Genomic DNA, 16,921 nt, shown 5'->3' with positions numbered 1-16,921 from the left:
TTCATTCTAGAGGAAGTCTTCCCATCGCAGAACAGCTACCAGAGAAGGACACCTTAAGAGAAAATAGAAAAATTTGAATTGAGGATACGTTCGATCGCCCTCAGCCATCGAACGATCGATCGGGAGAAGAGTGTGTATTTACTGATTCCAGCCGCCGGATCAGGTCGCCGCATGGGAAGCGATCGCAACAAGCTGCTGTTACCGCTGCGCGGTCAGCCTCTACTCGCATGGACGCTGACCGCAGCAAAAGCCGCCGAATCGATTCACTGGATTGGCATTATCGGCCAGCCCGACGACTGGCCGGACTTTAAGGAAATTGCATCCAGCTTGGGCTTGCGCGTCCATCTAATTTCTGGCGGCACAACGCGCCAAGAATCGGTTTATCGCGGCTTGCAGGCGCTTCCCGCTGTTGCCGATCGCGTCCTCATTCACGATGGCGCTCGCTGCTTGGCAACGCCCGATCTGTTCGATCGCTGTGCCGAAGCGCTCGTCAAGCATTCCGGTCTGATTGCGGCTGTCCCCGTCAAGGACACGATCAAGCTGGTCGAGTCAGGATCGCTACAAATTGCTCAGACGATCGATCGATCGCGCCTTTGGGCAGCGCAAACGCCGCAAGGTTTTGAGGTAGAAAAGCTGCGCCGCTGTCACGCTCAGGCCGAGCAGCAGCACCTCGAAGTGACCGACGATGCGGCTTTATTTGAGCATTTTGGCTTGCCCGTGCAGATTGTGCCGGGAGAAGATACGAATTTGAAGGTGACAACGCCCGTCGATTTGGCGATCGCCGAATACATCTTGCAGCAGCGGAGCTAACTGTCTTTCAGCTTTTTCTGCAACTGCTTGATGGTTTGATAGAGTTCCGGCAATCGTGTGTAGAGCGCCGTCACCTTGAGGAAAGTGCGATGCGGTAAGGCGGGATTGCCCACGATCGTTTGATTGCCTTCCATATCGGTGATGATCCCGGATTTTGCACCCACTGTCGTATTGCTGCCGACTGTGGCTTGATTGGCGATGCCGACTTGTCCGGCCAAAATAACGCGATCGCCCAGCGTCACGCCGCCCGCCAATCCGGTTTGTCCCGCGATCGCGCAGGCTTGCCCAGTCCGACAGCCATGCCCAATCTGAACGAGATTATCGATTTTCGTGTTGCGCCCGATGCGCGTTTCTCCGACTGCCGGACGATCGATCGCGGAATTGCACCCCACTTCCACGCCATCTTCCAAAACGGTGCGCCCCGACTGCTCCATCTTGTACCAGCCTGCTGCTGTTGGCACAAATCCAAAGCCCTCCGCCCCGATCGCCGCGCCGCTGTGAATCACGCAGTCTGCGCCAAGCTGCGATCGCTCGTGAATCACGCAGTTGGCATGAAGCACGGTGCGATCGCCAATTTCCGCATCCGGATAAATCACGACGTTTGGGTGAATGCAGACGCGATCGCCAATCTTGACTCCTGCTTGAATCACGACGTTTGCGCCGATCGCCACTTCTGCCCCAAGCTGCACGGTCGGGTCGATCACGGCTGTTGGATGAATCTGCGGTGACAGGCGAAACGGCTGGTAGAAGGCGGCGATCGCCTGAGCGAACAAGAGGCGCGGTTGACTTGAAGCAATCCAGGCAATGCCGCGATCGTCTGCTGCTGCCTGCAAGTTCGCGTCTTTGGGCAAGATTAACGCGCTGGCCTGCGTCGTTTGAATCTGAGCGGCGAATTTGCTGTTGCTGCCTTCAATGTAGCTGATGCTGCCGGGAAGGGCCGAATCGATCGCCGCGACCGTGCTAAGGTCGGGATCGATCGAGTTGGATTCCAGGCTGTTAGCGGCGGCAGTCTCAAGCTGGGCAAGCAGTTGGCTAAATTTCATTGGATGTTGAGTGGCGAGTGGCAGATCGGCAGGGCGATCGACCCTCAATTGCAGTTTGGGTTAGCAGAAATCTTACCCTTAGTCTTGACGCTTCACCAAAAACGCCACCGACTCGACATGCGCCGTTTGTGCGAAGAAATCGACAGGCTGAACTTGCTCCAGTTGATATAGTCCGTCCTCACACAGCAGCTTGAGATCGCGTGCCAAGGTAGACGGATTGCAGCTTACATAAACGATGCGAGTGGGAGCCAATTCGCGTAGAGCCGTTGTGACAGCGCGATCGCACCCTTTGCGCGGCGGATCAAGCAGGACGACAGTTGGCTGCACTTCAAGCTGAGGTAAAAGCGTCTCGACCGTTCCCGCCAGAAATTGCGTATTGGTGATGCCGTTGAGTGCTGCATTCGTCTGAGCTTGCGTGACAGCTTCAAGCTGCACTTCCAGGCCGATCGCCTGCTGCACCCGCTTCGCCAGCGGCAAAGTCAGCGTGCCAACGCCGCAGTAGGTATCGACCAAAATTTCATCGCCCTGCAAATTGAGGTGAGTGGCGATCGCTTCTAGCAGCAGTTCTGCCGCCTCAGTATGCACCTGAAAGAACGTGGTTGGCAAAACCTGAAAGCGCAGATCCGCGAAAATTTCCTGGAGATAAGACCGTCCAGCAATGCAGCGAGTTTCCGAGCCGAAAATGGCATTGGTGCGATCGCCATTCAGATTGAGGCAAACGCCGACCAGACCCGAATAGCGATTCATCCACACCTGCGCCTGCTCCGCCAGTCCGTCTAAATTGGCGTCGGTACTGACTAGCGTAACCAGCATTTCTCCTGTCCGGCGGCCAATTCGCAGAGCGAGATGGCGCAGTTTGCCGCGATGCTGCTGTTCGCTGTAGATGCTCCAGTTGCGAGCTTGAATGTCTGCTTTGAGTTCGGCCAGCAGCGGATCAAGTCGCGGATCTTGGATGGGGCATTGATTCAGGTTGATCAGGTGGTGGCTGTTTTTTTGGTAGTATCCGGCCTGCACTTGACCGCTGTTCGATCGCGCCAGTGGATAGGTCGCTTTGTTGCGGTAGTTGAGGCGATTGGCGCTCAAGGTTTCAGCAACGATCGCCCCGTCGAAGCCGCCAATTCGCTCTAAATCTTGCAACACGGCGTTGCGTTTGGCGACAAGCTGATAGTCGTAATCGATTTGCTGCCACTGACAGCCGCCGCACTTGTCCGCGACAATACAGCTTGGTCGGCGGCGATGTGAAGAGCCTTCGAGAATCTTGTGTAGCTTGCCTTGGGCATATTGCGGTTTAACGCGCACCAGTCGAGCCAGGACGCGATCGCCCGTCACGGTATCGGGCACAAAAACGACGCGCCCGTCAAAGCGGCCAACGCCTTCGCCTGCGTGACCGAGATCGGTAATTTCGACTTCAACCAGTTCGCCTTGCCGCCACTGCGATGCGTTCGCCGCTCGATCCGTCGCGATAAATTGATCATGAGATGTTTCCATTCCTCCATTCTGCCGTGACTCGATTCAGACAGAAGCCTTGCGATCGCTGCCACCAAATTGCCCCACGCTTTTTCGCATCCAGCACGACGATTCACTCGCCTGGATTTTTGTCTGCCGTGACTGCTGGCAGACCGTCAGCGAAAACAATCCGCACTATGTTTATGGCGGAACCTGGAAGGCGAAAAAGCGACATTAGGCGATCGCCTGTGCTGCAACCTCAGGTGAACAGCCTCAGGTGAACAGCGATCGCGGAGTCGATCGGCTGCGAGACGCTTCATCCTCATCGCCACAGCCACACCAAAGCTCTTCTTTAAACAATCGCAGTTGATACGTTTTGCTGCGTGGATTGGTGGAGAAAACCTGAACGTAGTAGTCGCCTGCCTCCACATCAAGGCGAATCGATTGCGATCGCGCTCCGGTGCGCGTTGAGGTTTGCAGAACTTGACCGTTGCGATCGAGCAGGTGAAAGCCAATATTTTTCTGAGCGTTGACCAGCCGTCCGCGAAAAGAACTGCGGACATTGACGCGAAAGGCGAAAAAGTCGTTTTTGTTATTCGCGCCGATGCGATCGCTGAGCGCGGTTTCATACGCAAATCTGACCGGAAGTGCTTTACGCAGTGAATTTCCAGGACGAAGGCTGTTTGACATTGATGTTGGCACAATGGAATTTGGACAGAACGAGATTTCGACAACTGAGCGTGAGCAATGGCTGTGACTGTTGGAGAAGACCGCTGAAGCTTGAGGTCGTCCTTGAAAATACCATGTTCGCTTGGGTGTGCCCAACGGGGGCGATCGGGAATCTACCGTGAATTTGTGAAGATTTTTTTCAAACGCTGGCCGTTTGTCCAGCCGCAAATTCTGCCTGTTGGTACAAGCCGAAATCGTGGCGATCGCTTAAATCCAGCGATCCCCTTTCTTTCCCGTCCCGGAAATCGGTAAAATAAGGCGATATCTCTGAGATCCCACGACATCATCACGATAATCATGAGTGTAGTAAGCCAGGTTATTCTCAACGCCGACGACGAATTGCGCTATCCCAGCACAGGCGAACTCAAAAGCATCAAAGAATATTTGGAAACCGGAGAGCAGCGGTTGCGAATCGCCAACACGCTTGCCGAAAATGAAAAGAAAATTGTTCAAGAAGCCAGCAAACAACTGTGGCAAAAGCGCCCCGACTTTATCGCTCCGGGCGGCAATGCCTACGGCGACAAGCAGCGTGCCCTGTGCCTGCGCGACTACGGCTGGTATTTGCGCCTGATTACCTATGGCGTGCTGGCAGGCGACAAGGAGCCGATCGAAAAAATTGGCTTGATTGGCGTGCGCGAAATGTACAATTCGCTGGGTGTTCCGGTTCCCGGCATGGTCGAGTCGATTCGCTGCCTCAAGCGGGCTTCGTTGAGCCTGTTGAGTGCCGAAGAAGCGGCAACGGCAGCTCCCTACTTTGACTACATCATTCAGTCGATGTCGTAATCGCTGAAATTAAACTTTAGTTCCCCGCGATCGCTAGCTGGCTCCGGCTTTAAGTCAAGTTTGCTAGCAGTTGCGGGGAAATTTTATGGGAAGGCAGCAGGATCGAACCTTTTGCCTTTTGCCCTGTGCCTTCTGCCTGATTCGCTAAATTTCTTGGTGCATTTGTACGACATCACCACTACAATGTCTGACTATCCCGACGCTAGGAGTAGTGGTGATGCGGTTAGGAAAAGTCGTCAAATCAAATTCTCACTGCGACTATGTCGTGCAGCTAGACGACGATATGGAAGTCGTAGCTCCTCCTAAAGCTGACGACTATGGTTTTGGCAGCTTCGTCAAGCTTGAAGAACCATTTGGCCGCCACTGGGCAGTCGGCATCATCTACAATTCGCAACTGGTCAACCCGCTATTTCTCAGCAACGGGCCGCGCCTGTCTAGCGAACCTGACCCGCAATTTACACCCGACCTGATCAACGAAACGCGCACCTTGTTGGGAACCGTCCTGATCGGCTGGCTTGTCCCCGATGAACGAGGCGATCTGTATGGTGTTCACGGCATTCCGCGTGTTGTTGTGCCCGTGAATACTCCAGTGTCGATCATGTCGCAAGATGAAATTTACAGCTTTCACCTTGACCAAAGCGGCGCTCCAAAATTTTGTTATTACAGCCATTTGCTGCACTGCGGCGGCAGCTTTGCCCCACAGCTCACGCAGCAGGTTTTGAAGGAACTCGCCGACAGCAGCTTGTTCTCTGGTGCAGAGCAGCGAGCGCTGGAAATTTTGTGTAAAGAGCTTTCTTGGAAAAATACAATGGGCGCGATGCGTTGAGGCGATCGACTGTGGGCTGCAAATCTGCTTGATGCGGCATTCGCACTAGACACAGCAGGATTAAGCTCGATCTAATTCCATTCACGACAGCGATCGCCCAGCGTGACTAACACAGCACAAATAAAAAACCGGCAGCCTTCGCAGTGAAGCCTGTCCGGTTGTTGTGTGTTCCCTGTTGATGACTCGGCTAGAGTTGAGTCAACCTTATTATCTGAATGGGCGATCGACCCGTCCGCGATCAGGATCAGTCCAAAGATGTGATCTTCATCACTTTAGGAAAGTCAGTTTCTACCCATGACAGTAGATTTCTGCTGCTAGCAGTGTCACAATCAGTTCTAGTTTCTTTACATTTCTCGACAAATGCCTGACAAAAATTACTCTTGGAAAAATAGCCCCAATGCCGGATTTGTCCTAGCAATTTTGGCCTTGGTGTGCGGTTTGGGACTATTTGTCTTTGGGTTCAGCTAGCCGTGCAAAGGTGAATTGTTCGATCGCATCACTGCTAGGACTGCGTAAACTGCGATCGAATGGTTTCAACGCGCTTGCGGTTTACGCCCAGATCAGACTGGCCGAGCCGTGAAGCCGATCGCACATAGATGACGCCTGCCGCTTCATCCAGGTAAAACTCAACATCATCCACAAATCCCATCAGCGCTGTCGTAAATTCGGCATGGAGAAGTTACCCTCAGCGGTGATGATTTTGGTGCGCGGCTGCGCTTCGACTACGGCTTTGAGGCGGGCGATCGCCTGCTGCGGTGCGGTGTAGCTCAGTGGCAGAATTTGACTTTTGGGGTCGATGCTCTGGCTGCTTACGCAGTTTGGCGTGTTGGGACAAGCAAGAAGCTGACGGTTCTTGACGCCCAAATTGTCCGGGTGCTTTCCTGCAAACGAAAATAATGAAGTGGCTCCATTTAGATTTTGCTGATGCAAATAAAGCACACTCAGCTTCAGCCATTCTGTAATTTTGATAAAAAAGTGAGCAGACTCATCGCGAGTGCCAAGGACATTCCTATCAAGAGAAAACAGGCAGCGTAAGGTTCGATCGAGCGGAAATCCTTAAGAATGCTTGAATTTATCCGCGTTTTCTCCGAAATTCATCTGTAATAGGATGTTGAGATAAAAGTGACAATGAGCAGCTTGCCCAGCAGTTTGCTGACATCACAAGATGAATGAATCTTGTGGTGAAGCGCTTGCTGCTTGAATCAAACCATCAGGAACTCTACAAGGATTGACTTGCTGCTTGCAAGATAAGCGGCAATATTTCCGATTGAAAATTGTTTGGGTGTTCAACCAACAAGGAAAATTATGGAAACACTAGCATTTATTCATGCAGCCGTTGATTACGAAGATTCCACTCCGGTAGAACTGCGATCGATCGACGAAATCACTTCAGCAATTCCCACATCGGCCATCATGGGTGTAGCCGGAGCAGCGGTTGCGATCGGCGTTCTCACGCAGGCTCCCGATGCCGAAGCAGCCCTGCGACGCGGCAATGTTTGCAGTGCAGTTTCGACGCTGCAATCGACGCTGCAACGAAACGGCTACAGCGTTGGCGGTGTGGACGGCGCATTTGGCAACAACACTGAATTTGCGGTCAAGCAGTTTCAAAGAAACAATGGCCTGGCTCGCGATGGCATTGTAGGTCCGGCAACCGCAGGCACAATGGGATTGAACCCCAGCATTTCCTGCGCGGGCAGCGGTGGTCCGGGTGGCGGCAATCCGGGTAATTCTGGTTCTGGTGCTTTGGTGCGCGTAACGGCTCGCAGTGGTCTCAACATTCGCAGCGGTCCCAGCACGGGTAACTCAGTGATTGGGTCGCTTCCCTACAATGCGGTTGTGCGCGTCCGTGTCTCCGATCGATCGAGCAGCTTTGCTCAACTGCTCAATGGCGGCTGGATCTCTTCCCAATACATCACCGATGCCAGCAGCAATCCAGGGAACGGTGGCGGCGTTGGCGGTGGCTCGCCTGCCCGTGTTGTCGCCGGAATTGGCGTGAAGATTCGCTCTGGTCCCGGCTTGGGCTATGCCCGCATCGGTGGAGCAGGCTATGGCGAAACCCTCCGCCTCACCGGAGAGCGTGTTTCTCGCGATGGCTATCGCTGGGCAAAACTCAGTGGTCAAGCAGGCTGGGTTGCAACCGCAGGATTGAACGTCAACTAGGAGGCGGATTTCAAGCGGTGAGGACTGAAGAGCGGCTGTTGCTCTCAGTCCTCAGCCCTGGCTCAAGCTTGCGATCGCGCTTCCTACGGTGCTCCCAGCGAAAAATCTAGCGGCTGATTGCTGGTGGCAGGCGCGGTGGCAGTTGGAGCAGCAACATTGAGCGATTGCAGCACGCGAACGACTTGCGATCGCGTCATGCCTGCTCGAATTTCTGGGCGATACAGCATCGAGATGACGGTGCGATCGATCGCGGAAAACTGCGTTGGATCTGTCCATCCCTGGTAGAACATGCTGTCTGGATAGCGATAAGAATCCTGCATGAGACCAAGCGACTGCGTGAGTTCTTCGCGAATCAGATGCGATCGCTCCTGCTGCGTGATGCCCGTTGTGGAAATCAAAATTCGAGCGCGATTGAGCGTGTTTTGATTCCACCAAATCCAGCCGAAACCCATGTTTGTTGGCTGATAGTTTGGCTCATAGCGTCGAAATTCTGATTCTGGCGCAAACACCATTTCAACATTTGAGTTGTTATTGTCGATCGACAGCGAAGTGCCCTGCACCAGCCCGTTGAGGTCGCGAATGACCGCTTGCAGCGATCGCATATCTTCGCTTGTTGGCCTGCCTGTCACGCGAATGCGAATTGGTGCGTTCCACTTGCGAATGACGGCATCAGATGAACCGAATTCTGCGCCCAGCGCGATTTCCAAAAAGTAGTTGATCTGCTCGGTTGTGTAGCGTGCCGTCGGAGTTGGACTGACCGTCGGACGAGGACTCGCGATCGGACTTGGCTCAGGAGGAGCGATTGAGGGCAGAGTTGGCCGCACAGCAGTCGCAGCTAGCGGCACAACAAAATCGCCGCGCACCCAGCCCTGCACCCCCGATGCGACAAACCGGACTCGATACCAGGTGTAGCCATCGCTGCCGCTGGTCTGGCTCAGAATTTCGACGCGATCGCCTGCTATCCCGTAGTTCGGAGCGGCGGATTGCGTCGTTGGAGCTGTACGCACATTAATCGTGCTGTTGGGGTTGCGGCTGGTGAGTCTAGCAGGCTGAGCTTCCGCTGGAAGGGCATGGCCGATCGTCAGGGCAGCAGTTGTGGCGATCGCGACCTGAGCCAACCGCCGAGGATTAGTGAGCAGCCAATTGTGAGTGCGAGTCAAAGCAGGCTGAGGCATAGCAGTAAGAAAAATAGAAAGAAAATTCAGACGACGAATATGATTCCCAAAGCCGAGCATCAAGCTCGATCGAACTGACAATTTAGTACAAATGTATCAAACAAATTGCTGGTTCATCTTTAAAATCCAAGTTCAATGCTCGGCGCTCAGGATAGTTTTTAGCAGATGTCTCACTCAATTACCCAGAACTGCTGACAAAAGTTCAGGCTGGTCGAAAGGGAATGTACAATAAGCAGACTCAATATGCAATTTTGCCGAACGGTTTGTCAGCTATTCTGGCTGATCTTTGGATTTGCTCCATCGCATGGGTGTTCCCCAACTGCCATTTTTGAAGAAGCGATCGTCGCTTTGCTCAAATCCTAACCTGCGGTAGAACCCTACAGCTAAATCAGAGGCATTCACTGTAATTTGCTCAAATCCGTTGGTGCAGCGGGTCAATAATTCTCGACCGATCCCTTTTCCAGAATATTCTTGCCGCACAAACAACAACGACAGATGATTTCCTCTGCGGAAGGCGATGAAGCCAACCACGATTCTATTGTGTACAGCGACGAGCGTTTTTTCACCGCTTAAGATTCTTGCTTGTAATTCCTCTGCGCTGCAAAGCTGCTGCCAGTCGGCGATTCCTTCTGGTGTTTCGCCCGTGAGTTCTGCCCAATCCGCAGAAGCACACATGCAAGCAGCAATTTGAGCTTCGTCGCCAAGTTCCGGCGATCTGTAAACGATTTCGTCGATCATGATGAGTCGAATCCGATGAGATGCTAACTTCCATCTAAATCGAAATCTGACTGAGTGTCGCACCCGCACCATTCACGCCATTCACGCCATAATAGAACCGCAACTCCAGCTACCGTCTATGGCCGCTAAAATTCCCGTTACAATTATCACTGGCTTCTTGGGCAGCGGCAAAACCACGCTGATTCGCCATCTGCTGCAAAACAATCAGGGACGGCGAATTGCCGTTGTAGTGAATGAATTTGGCGAACTGGGAATTGATGGGGAACTGCTGCGATCGTGCCAGGTTTGCCCGGAAGAGGAATCAGACGCAAACGTAGTTGAACTGACGAACGGCTGCTTGTGCTGTACGGTGCAGGAAGAATTTTTGCCGACAATGCTAGAACTGCTGAAGCGGCGCGATCGCCTCGACTGCATTTTAATTGAAACCTCTGGATTGGCACTGCCCAAGCCGCTCGTCAAGGCATTTGGCTGGCCGGAGATTCGCAATGCTGCGACCGTTGATGGCGTCGTCGCCGTCGTAGACTGTGAGGCAGTTTCGGCAGGCACGTTGGCAAAAGATTTGGCAGCGATCGCTCTTCAGCGCGAAGCCGATCCAAATCTTGACCATGAAACGCCTTTGCAAGAATTGTTTGAAGACCAGCTAGCCTGCGCCGATCTGATTTTGTTGAGCAAAACGGATTTGGTGTCGGTGGAAGCGGTGACGCAGGTGCGATCGATCGTTGAATCGGAACTGCCCCGCGCCGTCAAGCTGGTTGAGTGCGATCGCGGGTCGATCGATGCCAGCGTGCTGCTTGGCTTTCATGCGGCGGTTGAGGACGACCTGGCGCAGCGTCCAAGCCACCATGACACCGAAGAAGACCACGATCACGATGATGATATCGACTCGACCCATGTTGTTTTGGATCGCAGCTTTGATCCCGTCCTGCTCCAGCAGCGACTGCAAGCGATCGTGCAGCAGCAAGAAATCTACCGCATCAAAGGCTTTGTGCATGTGCCTAATAAGGCGATGCGACTGGTGATGCAGGGCGTGGGCGAACGCTTTGAGCAGTTTTACGATCGACCCTGGCAGCCGCAAGAAACCAGAGAAACGCGCCTCGTGTTTATTGGACGATCGCTCGATCGAGCCGCGATTGAATCTGAACTGGTTCGCTTGCCCTAGTGTCGGTTTCCAGTTTGACGCCCCATCGAGGTCAGCATAAGAACGCACTGACCTCGATGGGAGATGTTGTCTAACGACGCAAAAGCGCGATCGCTAGCTTGTCCTCAAGAAGACAAAGCAGGCGCGGGATTCAAGTGATGTTCAGGCGGCGGCGCAGGTGACTTTTCAACCGTAAATTCCTCGTGGTAAGAGCGCTCGGTGTTGACTTCCCACAGGTCATGCTTGCCGCCCAAGATGTTTTGCACGGCGAGCATGGCCGTCAGCATCGAGTGGTCTTGATTGTTGTAACGATGCATTCCGTTTCGCCCAACCGTTTGCAGATTCTCAAACTGCTTCAGGTAGTTTTGAATCACCTCAAGGTGCTGTCGATATTCGCCGTCATAAACCGGATAGGCTTTGTGCTGCCGAATCACCACACCGTCTTTGACATCGCCTGGCTGAACGCCCAAGCCCAGATCGATCGCTTCTTGCGTTGCCAGCTTGATCAAATCAGCGTCTGACATCTCCCAAAGGCGATCGCCTTGGCTACAAAAGTACTCCATGCCCAGGCAGGTTTTGCCCGCATCCGGAATCATTTCGGGACTCCAGTTGCCAAAATTTTGAATCCGTCCAACCTTGAACTCCGGGCTGTGGATATAAAGCCAATTGTCGGGAAAGAGATTGGGGCGATCGACAATCAGCGAAACAATCAGAAAATCTCGATACTTCAAGCCACGTGCGGCAGCAATCACCTCCTCAGGTGGAGCCGGATCAAGCCGCTGCACCAGTGCGGTGACAGGCATACTAGAGATGAAGTGGTCGGCGGTGATCTGACGAGGACAAGCTTGCGGAATCGGATTGCCGTCTTGCTCCGTCGTGATGCTGAGAATCCGGCTGCCATCGTGCTGAATGCGAGTCACGGCAGTTTTGAGGCGGACGGGCGCACCTTTGCTTTCGAGAATTTCCTGGCAGCGCTCCCACATCATTCCCGGACCCAAGCGCGGGTAGTCAAATTCTTTGATCAGGCTTTTGGCGTTTTGGCTGCCAAACACTGCATTGATCACGGCTCGCTTCAGCGACATGCCTTGAATGCGCTGGGCTGCCCAGTCTGCCCGAATTTTGCTGCAAGGGATGCCCCAAACTTTCTCGGTGTAGGTCTTGAAGAAGGTGCGGTACAGCCGTTCGCCGAAGCGATCGATCACCCATTCTTCAAAGGTTTCTGGCTCCACATGCGGCAAAAGTTTAGCCTTTGCTTTTGCTTTGAGATAGCTCAGCAGAATAAAAAAGCTAGAGACAATTCCAAGATTGGAAAGGGTGTTGAGCAGCGACAGCGGGTAGTTGTAGAACTTCCCTTGGTAATAGATACGCGATAGACGAGGAACCTTGATGAAATCATTGCCCAGCACTTCTTTCCAAAATCGCTCAACCTCAGTGATTTTAGTGAAAAAGCGATGACCACCAATGTCAAAACGGTAACCTTTGTAGGTTTCGGTGCGGGAAATGCCACCCACTTTGTCTGCCTTTTCTAGCACAATTGGCTTGATGCCCTGTTTGACTAGCTCATAACCCGCAGTTAGTCCAGCAGGTCCACCACCAATAATGACGACAGGATGACGCTCCATCAATAATCTCCTAGTAAATAGGCTTTGCAGCAGCTTGGCTCAGTCCAAAGCGGTGTTGCATTGCAGCGGCCACGAGTTGCCGCAACCCGGTTGCAAGCGCTCTGCCGTGTGAGCAATCGAGAAAGCCCTAAGCGGGCGACGTTTAATTTTAATATTTCCCAGATTAGCGACATCAGTAACCACTGGGCGGAAGCAGATTAAAGCAGTTTTGGAAGCAAGCGACGATCGACAGCAGGAATTTCAAAACAGTCACACTCGAACCTCGCTAACTAGCATAGGCAGCTTTCGTGGGTGCGCTGTGAAAATAGTTTACTCTTCACCTTAGCTTCAATCAGCTTGGAAGGCAGGACGGCTACTGTGAAGCAATGATGAAGTCAGCAAATAGCGCGCATCAGCAGCGTCATCTTGCGCTATATGCAGCCTTCTGCTCAATAACAAAACGTTGTACGCCATCCTCTCAATTTGACAGCGTAGCATTTCGACAACCCTTTACAAGGGCGGCGATCGCGCTGCTCTGTCGCTTGATCACTCGGCTCGCACCGAACAAAAACCGACAATTGAAGTAATCAACCGAACAATTTAATTCTTGCCAGGAGAATGATTAGACCAGAACTGACTGCACAAGTGCTTCAGCACTCAGCTCATACTCGCAGTCACTAATGAGCGTTTCATCTTTCCAGGCTTCTACGACTTCCAGCAGCGATCGCACGGCCAAATCGCGGCGCACAAGTTCGGCCATCGCGTCCCAAGCGGCTGAGGCAGTCGGGAAAAATCCCATTTCGATGCGATATCCAGCGGTGTGCCACCAAATGCCAACCCAACCGGGACCTTCTTGCATCAATTCGATCGGCTGTCCAAGATAGTGCATCATCGCTTTAACCTCTGAAGTGGATGGTTGGGACAATGCGACTGCCTCAACCGAGAATGGCTCTAGCTTATGAATTCATTGCGATACCATTCATCTACTGAAAGGAGCGAAAAGTTTACAATAATTCTCACTCTTGAGGCGCAATTCTGACTGGCGCAGATGTAAAGGCAGTTCGATCGATTGCTGCTAGCCGTTTTCAAAGCCCAGCAACACATTAACGGCATTAAGTCCAATCGCCTCGATCGCGTAGCCGCCTTCTAGCACAAACAGCGTCGGGCGATCGAGCAAGCTCAACATCGCGCCGATTTGCAGAAAATGATTGCTGCTCAGTTGAAAGCGCGAAATTGGATCTTCACAAAAAGTATCGACGCCCAAGGAAACCACGATCGCATCCGGGCGATATTGCTGAACGTTGGCGATCGCCGCTTGCAGCGCAGCTTCATACTGCTGCCAGCCTGTGCCCCAGCGCAGCGGATAGTTGATGTTATAGCCTTCGCCCGCTCCAATTCCGCGCTCGTCGGCAAAACCGAGAAAATATGGAAAATCTTGCAGCGGGTCGGCGTGCAGCGAGACGAACAAGACATCCTTTCTGTCGTAAAAAATCGCCTGTGTGCCGTTGCCGTGATGATAATCCACATCCAAAATTGCCACGCGATCGCAGCCGCCATCGCGTAATGCTTGAGCCGCGATCGCCGCATTGTTCAAAAAGCAGTAGCCGCCGTAGAAATCCGCAGCGGCGTGATGTCCGGGCGGACGACACAAGGCAAACGCCGATCGATCGCCCTGCTGCAACTGTTTCGCTCCGGTTAGGGCAACGTTGGCGGCAGACCGTGCGGCTCGCCAAGTGCCTTTGGTGATCGGCGTTCCGGCATCAAACGAGTAGTAGCTGAGTTTGCCGTCGATCGTTTCGGGAATGCGATCGTGCCGCATCGTCCGCACTGCCCAGTTCAGCGGCAGGGCATCGTAGTCACCATGTGCCTCCACCCATTCTTTCCAAGCGGTTTGCAAAAATTCGACAAAGCGGCGATCGTGAACGCGCAAAATCGGCTCCAGCCCAAACTCCTGCGGGGCGATCACTGTTCCCAGGTTCGTCGTCTGCACTTGCGTCAGCACCATTTCAGCACGACGAGGATGCTCAAACGGCGCGAGCAGCTTGCCGTCGATCAGTTCAACGACAGCGTTTTGATGGGCGTGGTCGGAAGTGTAGATGGTGAGCATGGATAGTTGGGTGTCGGGTAGCGGCGATCGAGGCTTGATTTGATTATGCGGGTGACGAATTGCTGTGGAGTATAAAGGGAAGCGGGCGATCGGCTGTAATTCCCAATCCCCGACACTTCACCCCAACTTTTCCCCACTCAGCACAAAAATCGGATCGACCGCGCTGAACACCTGATGATTGCCTCGTGTTTCCAAGCGGTTGACCGCAGACTGAACCACTTCGATGTTGCGGGCTTGCAGTTCGGCCAGACTTTCTGAGAGAGCATAGAGGGTTTCAAAATTGGTGGCGGTGGCGACGATGCGGCCTTCGGGAAGCAGATGATTCCAGGCCGACTGCATCACGGCTTTGATCGGGCGACCGCCTTCGATAAAAATGCAGTCGGGGCGATGCGCGATCGCCTCCAGACAATCGGGCGCACTGCCTTCAATTACGTCCACATTGGCGACGGCAAAGCGATCGCAGTTGCGGCGAATCAAATTGGCGACTTCTTCATCACGCTCGATCGCAATAATTCGCCCGTGCGGACAGAGCAATCCGACTTCAACCGGAATTGTGCCCGTGCCCGCGCCGATGTCCCAAAACACCGCAGTCGGCTTCAGGCGCAAATGCGAAATCAGCAGCAGTCGCACTTCCCGCTTGCTCAAGGGAATTCCGGGCAGTTGCTCAAACAAATCATCGGGAATTCCCGGTGTGACAAAAGGCCAAAGAGAAGTCGGCATGGAGGCAAAAAAGCATACATGGACTTAGCTTAGCGAGACGACCTGCAAGCGTTCACGATCGCAACCTGTCACAATTCCACCCAGCGCGATTACCTGCTGCAAATAGTCGATCGCCTCGCGGGTGATTGGCTCTCCAGGAATCAACAGCGGAATGCCGGGCGGGTAGGGACAGACGGTTTCGGCACTGAGGCGATCGATCGCGTCGGCAAAGGAAACGGCAGTGCGAGCACAGAAGAAGGCCGATCGGGGAGGAAGGCAATTCGCAATTCCGACTTGGGAATTTGGAATTTGGGGGAACGGTGTGGATTTGCGATCGCGGCGATCGAGTTGCTGAAATGCCGCGATCAAGCGATCGATGTCAGCGTCGATCGTGCCGATGCTGAGGATGAAGGTGATGTGTCGGAGGGCGGGAAGTTCGGCGGCGATGCCGACTGCGAGAAGTTCTTCATCGACCTCGAAGCCCGATCGCCCAAAATCCATCAGGCCGATCGTCAAGCGGGTGCGATCGAGGGAGTTCGCTTGCAGGACGCGCAAACCGGGAATTTTGCTAAGTTCGTGGCGGGCGCGATCGCTCAGCCTCAAGGTGCGATCGAGCAAGTCTTTTCCTTCAAGCGCCATTTGCTGCCGTGCTGCATCCAGCGACGCCAGCAGCAAATAGTTCGGACTGGTCGATTGCACTAGGCGTAAGCTGGCTGAAAGGCGGGCGCGATCGATCCGCTTGCCCTGCGCGTGCAGCATCGCCGCCTGCGTCAAAGCAGACAAGGTTTTGTGCGTGGACTGCACGACCAAATCGACTCCTGCGGACAGGGCAGGAGTGGGCAAATCTGGGTGAAAGGCGAAATGTGCGCCGTGTGCTTCATCAACAATGAGCGGGAGACCAGCGGCGTGAGTGAGTTGGGCGATCGCGCTCACATCTGCACAAACGCCGTGATAGGTCGGCGACACGATCAGAACCGCTTTGGCATCCGGATGATCGTGCAAAGCTTGGGCAATTTCCTTCGCTGCGGGCGGATGTGCAATATCCCAACCCGCATCATATTCGGGTAGAACGAAAATCGGGACGGCTCCAGACAGGATGAGGGCAGCGATCGCGGACTGGTGCATATTGCGCGGCAAAATCAGCTTGTCGTCCGGATTGCAGGTCGCCAAAACTGCCGCCTCAATGCCGCAGGTGGAACCGTTGGCAAGAAACCAGGTTTGTTCGGCTCCAAAGGCATCAGCGGCAAGCAGTTGGGCTTGCGCGATCGCTCCTTCTGGCGCAAACAAATTGTCAAGTTCTGGTAATTCCGGCAAATCCGATCGAAACGTCGATTTTCCGAAAAGTTCCAGCAGCGCAGAAGGGGCACTTTGGCCGCGCTTGTGTCCGGGCGTGTGAAAGGCGGCATCCGATCGATTGGCTGCGGCGGCGAGTGCGGATACGAGGGGAAGTTCGGTCTGATCCAAAGTGAAGGGTTGAAGGGGGAGCGATCGCGATTCTAGCGAAGTTGGACAAGCTGTTTCCCGAAGCTTCAAACTAGATTTGAGTTCAGCGTTACAGGCAGCCTAAATAGGATGTGAACAAATGGTAGGCTGAGGGTGTGCCTCAAACTCTACCCTCTCAGACAATGGAAACGCTCGAACAGTTTATTCAAAGTAACCCACATAC

Annotated in this window: 19 protein-coding genes; 7 read left to right on the top strand and 12 right to left on the bottom strand. The window is 53.6% G+C overall.

The genetic code is table 11. The features are described from left to right. Positions 1-132: 132 nt before the first annotated feature. Positions 133-810, top strand: coding sequence for a 2-C-methyl-D-erythritol 4-phosphate cytidylyltransferase (gene ispD / locus H6F67_RS03290; protein WP_190763295.1), 678 nt, complete (start codon positions 133-135; stop codon positions 808-810). Here the strand turns inward: ispD and lpxD are convergent. Continuing rightward, the gene (lpxD, locus tag H6F67_RS03285; protein ID WP_190763293.1) at positions 807-1,853 is read right to left on the bottom strand and encodes a UDP-3-O-(3-hydroxymyristoyl)glucosamine N-acyltransferase; all 1,047 of its coding nucleotides are present in this window, start codon (positions 1,851-1,853) and stop codon (positions 807-809) included. The two genes, ispD and lpxD, sit on opposite strands and share 4 nt — an antisense overlap. A 78-nt stretch (positions 1,854-1,931) precedes the next feature. Further along, positions 1,932-3,341 carry a 23S rRNA (uracil(1939)-C(5))-methyltransferase RlmD gene (gene rlmD, locus H6F67_RS03280; RefSeq protein ID WP_190763291.1) on the bottom strand — a complete coding sequence of 470 codons (1,410 nt, stop codon included), beginning with the start codon at positions 3,339-3,341 and terminating at the stop codon, positions 1,932-1,934. 37 nt (positions 3,342-3,378) lie between these two features. On the opposite strand from rlmD, the gene H6F67_RS03275 reads away from it, so the two are divergent. Then, a complete protein-coding gene (locus tag H6F67_RS03275; RefSeq protein ID WP_242020471.1) occupies positions 3,379-3,537 on the top strand; it encodes a hypothetical protein in 159 nt (52 codons plus the stop codon). 35 nt (positions 3,538-3,572) lie between these two features. On the opposite strand, the gene H6F67_RS03270 is transcribed toward H6F67_RS03275, so the two are convergent. Next, the gene (locus H6F67_RS03270; RefSeq protein WP_190763289.1) at positions 3,573-3,989 is read right to left on the bottom strand and encodes a hypothetical protein; all 417 of its coding nucleotides are present in this window, start codon (positions 3,987-3,989) and stop codon (positions 3,573-3,575) included. Positions 3,990-4,154: 165 nt separating this feature from the next. Between H6F67_RS03270 and H6F67_RS28020 the strand changes: the two genes are divergently transcribed. The 3 genes from H6F67_RS28020 (at position 4,155) to H6F67_RS03260 (ending at position 5,637) form a co-directional block, all read left to right on the top strand. Further along, a complete protein-coding gene (locus H6F67_RS28020; RefSeq protein WP_277874548.1) occupies positions 4,155-4,280 on the top strand; it encodes a hypothetical protein in 126 nt (41 codons plus the stop codon). A 45-nt stretch (positions 4,281-4,325) separates the two neighbouring features. Continuing rightward, the gene (locus H6F67_RS03265) at positions 4,326-4,811 is read left to right on the top strand and encodes an allophycocyanin subunit alpha-B (RefSeq protein ID WP_190763287.1); all 486 of its coding nucleotides are present in this window, start codon (positions 4,326-4,328) and stop codon (positions 4,809-4,811) included. Between the two features lie 217 nt (positions 4,812-5,028). Beyond that, a complete protein-coding gene (locus H6F67_RS03260; RefSeq protein ID WP_190763284.1) occupies positions 5,029-5,637 on the top strand; it encodes a hypothetical protein in 609 nt (202 codons plus the stop codon). A gap of 502 nt (positions 5,638-6,139) precedes the next feature. On the opposite strand, the gene H6F67_RS28305 is transcribed toward H6F67_RS03260, so the two are convergent. Together H6F67_RS28305 and H6F67_RS28300 are read right to left on the bottom strand one after the other, a co-directional pair. Continuing rightward, a complete protein-coding gene (locus H6F67_RS28305; RefSeq protein ID WP_313926752.1) occupies positions 6,140-6,286 on the bottom strand; it encodes a DUF1499 domain-containing protein in 147 nt (48 codons plus the stop codon). After that, positions 6,286-6,576 (bottom strand): DUF1499 domain-containing protein, encoded by a 291-nt coding sequence (locus H6F67_RS28300; protein ID WP_313926751.1) that lies wholly within the window; start codon positions 6,574-6,576, stop codon positions 6,286-6,288. The genes H6F67_RS28305 and H6F67_RS28300 overlap by 1 nt, the downstream gene beginning before the upstream one ends. A 366-nt stretch (positions 6,577-6,942) precedes the next feature. Between H6F67_RS28300 and H6F67_RS03250 the strand changes: the two genes are divergently transcribed. After that, on the top strand, positions 6,943-7,797 hold the full coding sequence (locus H6F67_RS03250; RefSeq protein ID WP_190763282.1) for a peptidoglycan-binding protein: 855 nt from the start codon (positions 6,943-6,945) through the stop codon (positions 7,795-7,797). Positions 7,798-7,880: 83 nt separating this feature from the next. Here H6F67_RS03250 and H6F67_RS03245 read toward each other — a convergent pair whose 3' ends face one another. Next, on the bottom strand, positions 7,881-8,972 hold the full coding sequence (locus tag H6F67_RS03245) for a DUF2927 domain-containing protein (RefSeq protein ID WP_199304220.1): 1,092 nt from the start codon (positions 8,970-8,972) through the stop codon (positions 7,881-7,883). Between the two features lie 270 nt (positions 8,973-9,242). Beyond that, positions 9,243-9,710 carry a GNAT family N-acetyltransferase gene (locus tag H6F67_RS03240; RefSeq protein WP_199304219.1) on the bottom strand — a complete coding sequence of 156 codons (468 nt, stop codon included), beginning with the start codon at positions 9,708-9,710 and terminating at the stop codon, positions 9,243-9,245. A 118-nt stretch (positions 9,711-9,828) separates the two neighbouring features. On the opposite strand from H6F67_RS03240, the gene cobW reads away from it, so the two are divergent. After that, positions 9,829-10,869 (top strand): cobalamin biosynthesis protein CobW, encoded by a 1,041-nt coding sequence (gene cobW / locus H6F67_RS03235; protein WP_190763280.1) that lies wholly within the window; start codon positions 9,829-9,831, stop codon positions 10,867-10,869. Positions 10,870-10,973: 104 nt separating this feature from the next. On the opposite strand, the gene H6F67_RS03230 is transcribed toward cobW, so the two are convergent. From H6F67_RS03230 to H6F67_RS03210, 5 genes are all read right to left on the bottom strand, one after another. Continuing rightward, on the bottom strand, positions 10,974-12,470 hold the full coding sequence (locus tag H6F67_RS03230; RefSeq protein WP_190763277.1) for an NAD(P)/FAD-dependent oxidoreductase: 1,497 nt from the start codon (positions 12,468-12,470) through the stop codon (positions 10,974-10,976). Between the two features lie 601 nt (positions 12,471-13,071). Continuing rightward, a complete protein-coding gene (locus H6F67_RS03225; RefSeq protein ID WP_190763275.1) occupies positions 13,072-13,341 on the bottom strand; it encodes a hypothetical protein in 270 nt (89 codons plus the stop codon). Positions 13,342-13,524: 183 nt separating this feature from the next. After that, positions 13,525-14,556 (bottom strand): histone deacetylase family protein, encoded by a 1,032-nt coding sequence (locus tag H6F67_RS03220; protein WP_190763273.1) that lies wholly within the window; start codon positions 14,554-14,556, stop codon positions 13,525-13,527. Positions 14,557-14,673: 117 nt separating this feature from the next. After that, positions 14,674-15,276: a precorrin-6Y C5,15-methyltransferase subunit CbiT gene (gene cbiT / locus H6F67_RS03215; RefSeq protein WP_190763271.1), complete on the bottom strand. Its 603-nt coding sequence runs from the start codon at positions 15,274-15,276 to the stop codon at positions 14,674-14,676. Positions 15,277-15,300: 24 nt separating this feature from the next. After that, complete coding sequence (locus H6F67_RS03210; protein ID WP_190763269.1) at positions 15,301-16,719, bottom strand: aminotransferase class I/II-fold pyridoxal phosphate-dependent enzyme; 1,419 nt, start codon at positions 16,717-16,719, stop codon at positions 15,301-15,303. Positions 16,720-16,921: the final 202 nt, after the last annotated feature.

The sequence above is a fragment of the Microcoleus sp. FACHB-1515 genome, assembly GCF_014696105.1.
Lineage (GTDB): Bacteria > Cyanobacteriota > Cyanobacteriia > Elainellales > Elainellaceae > JAAUTJ01.
Note: the sequence above shows the minus strand (reverse complement) of the source record. Positions and strands in the feature narration are given on the sequence as shown.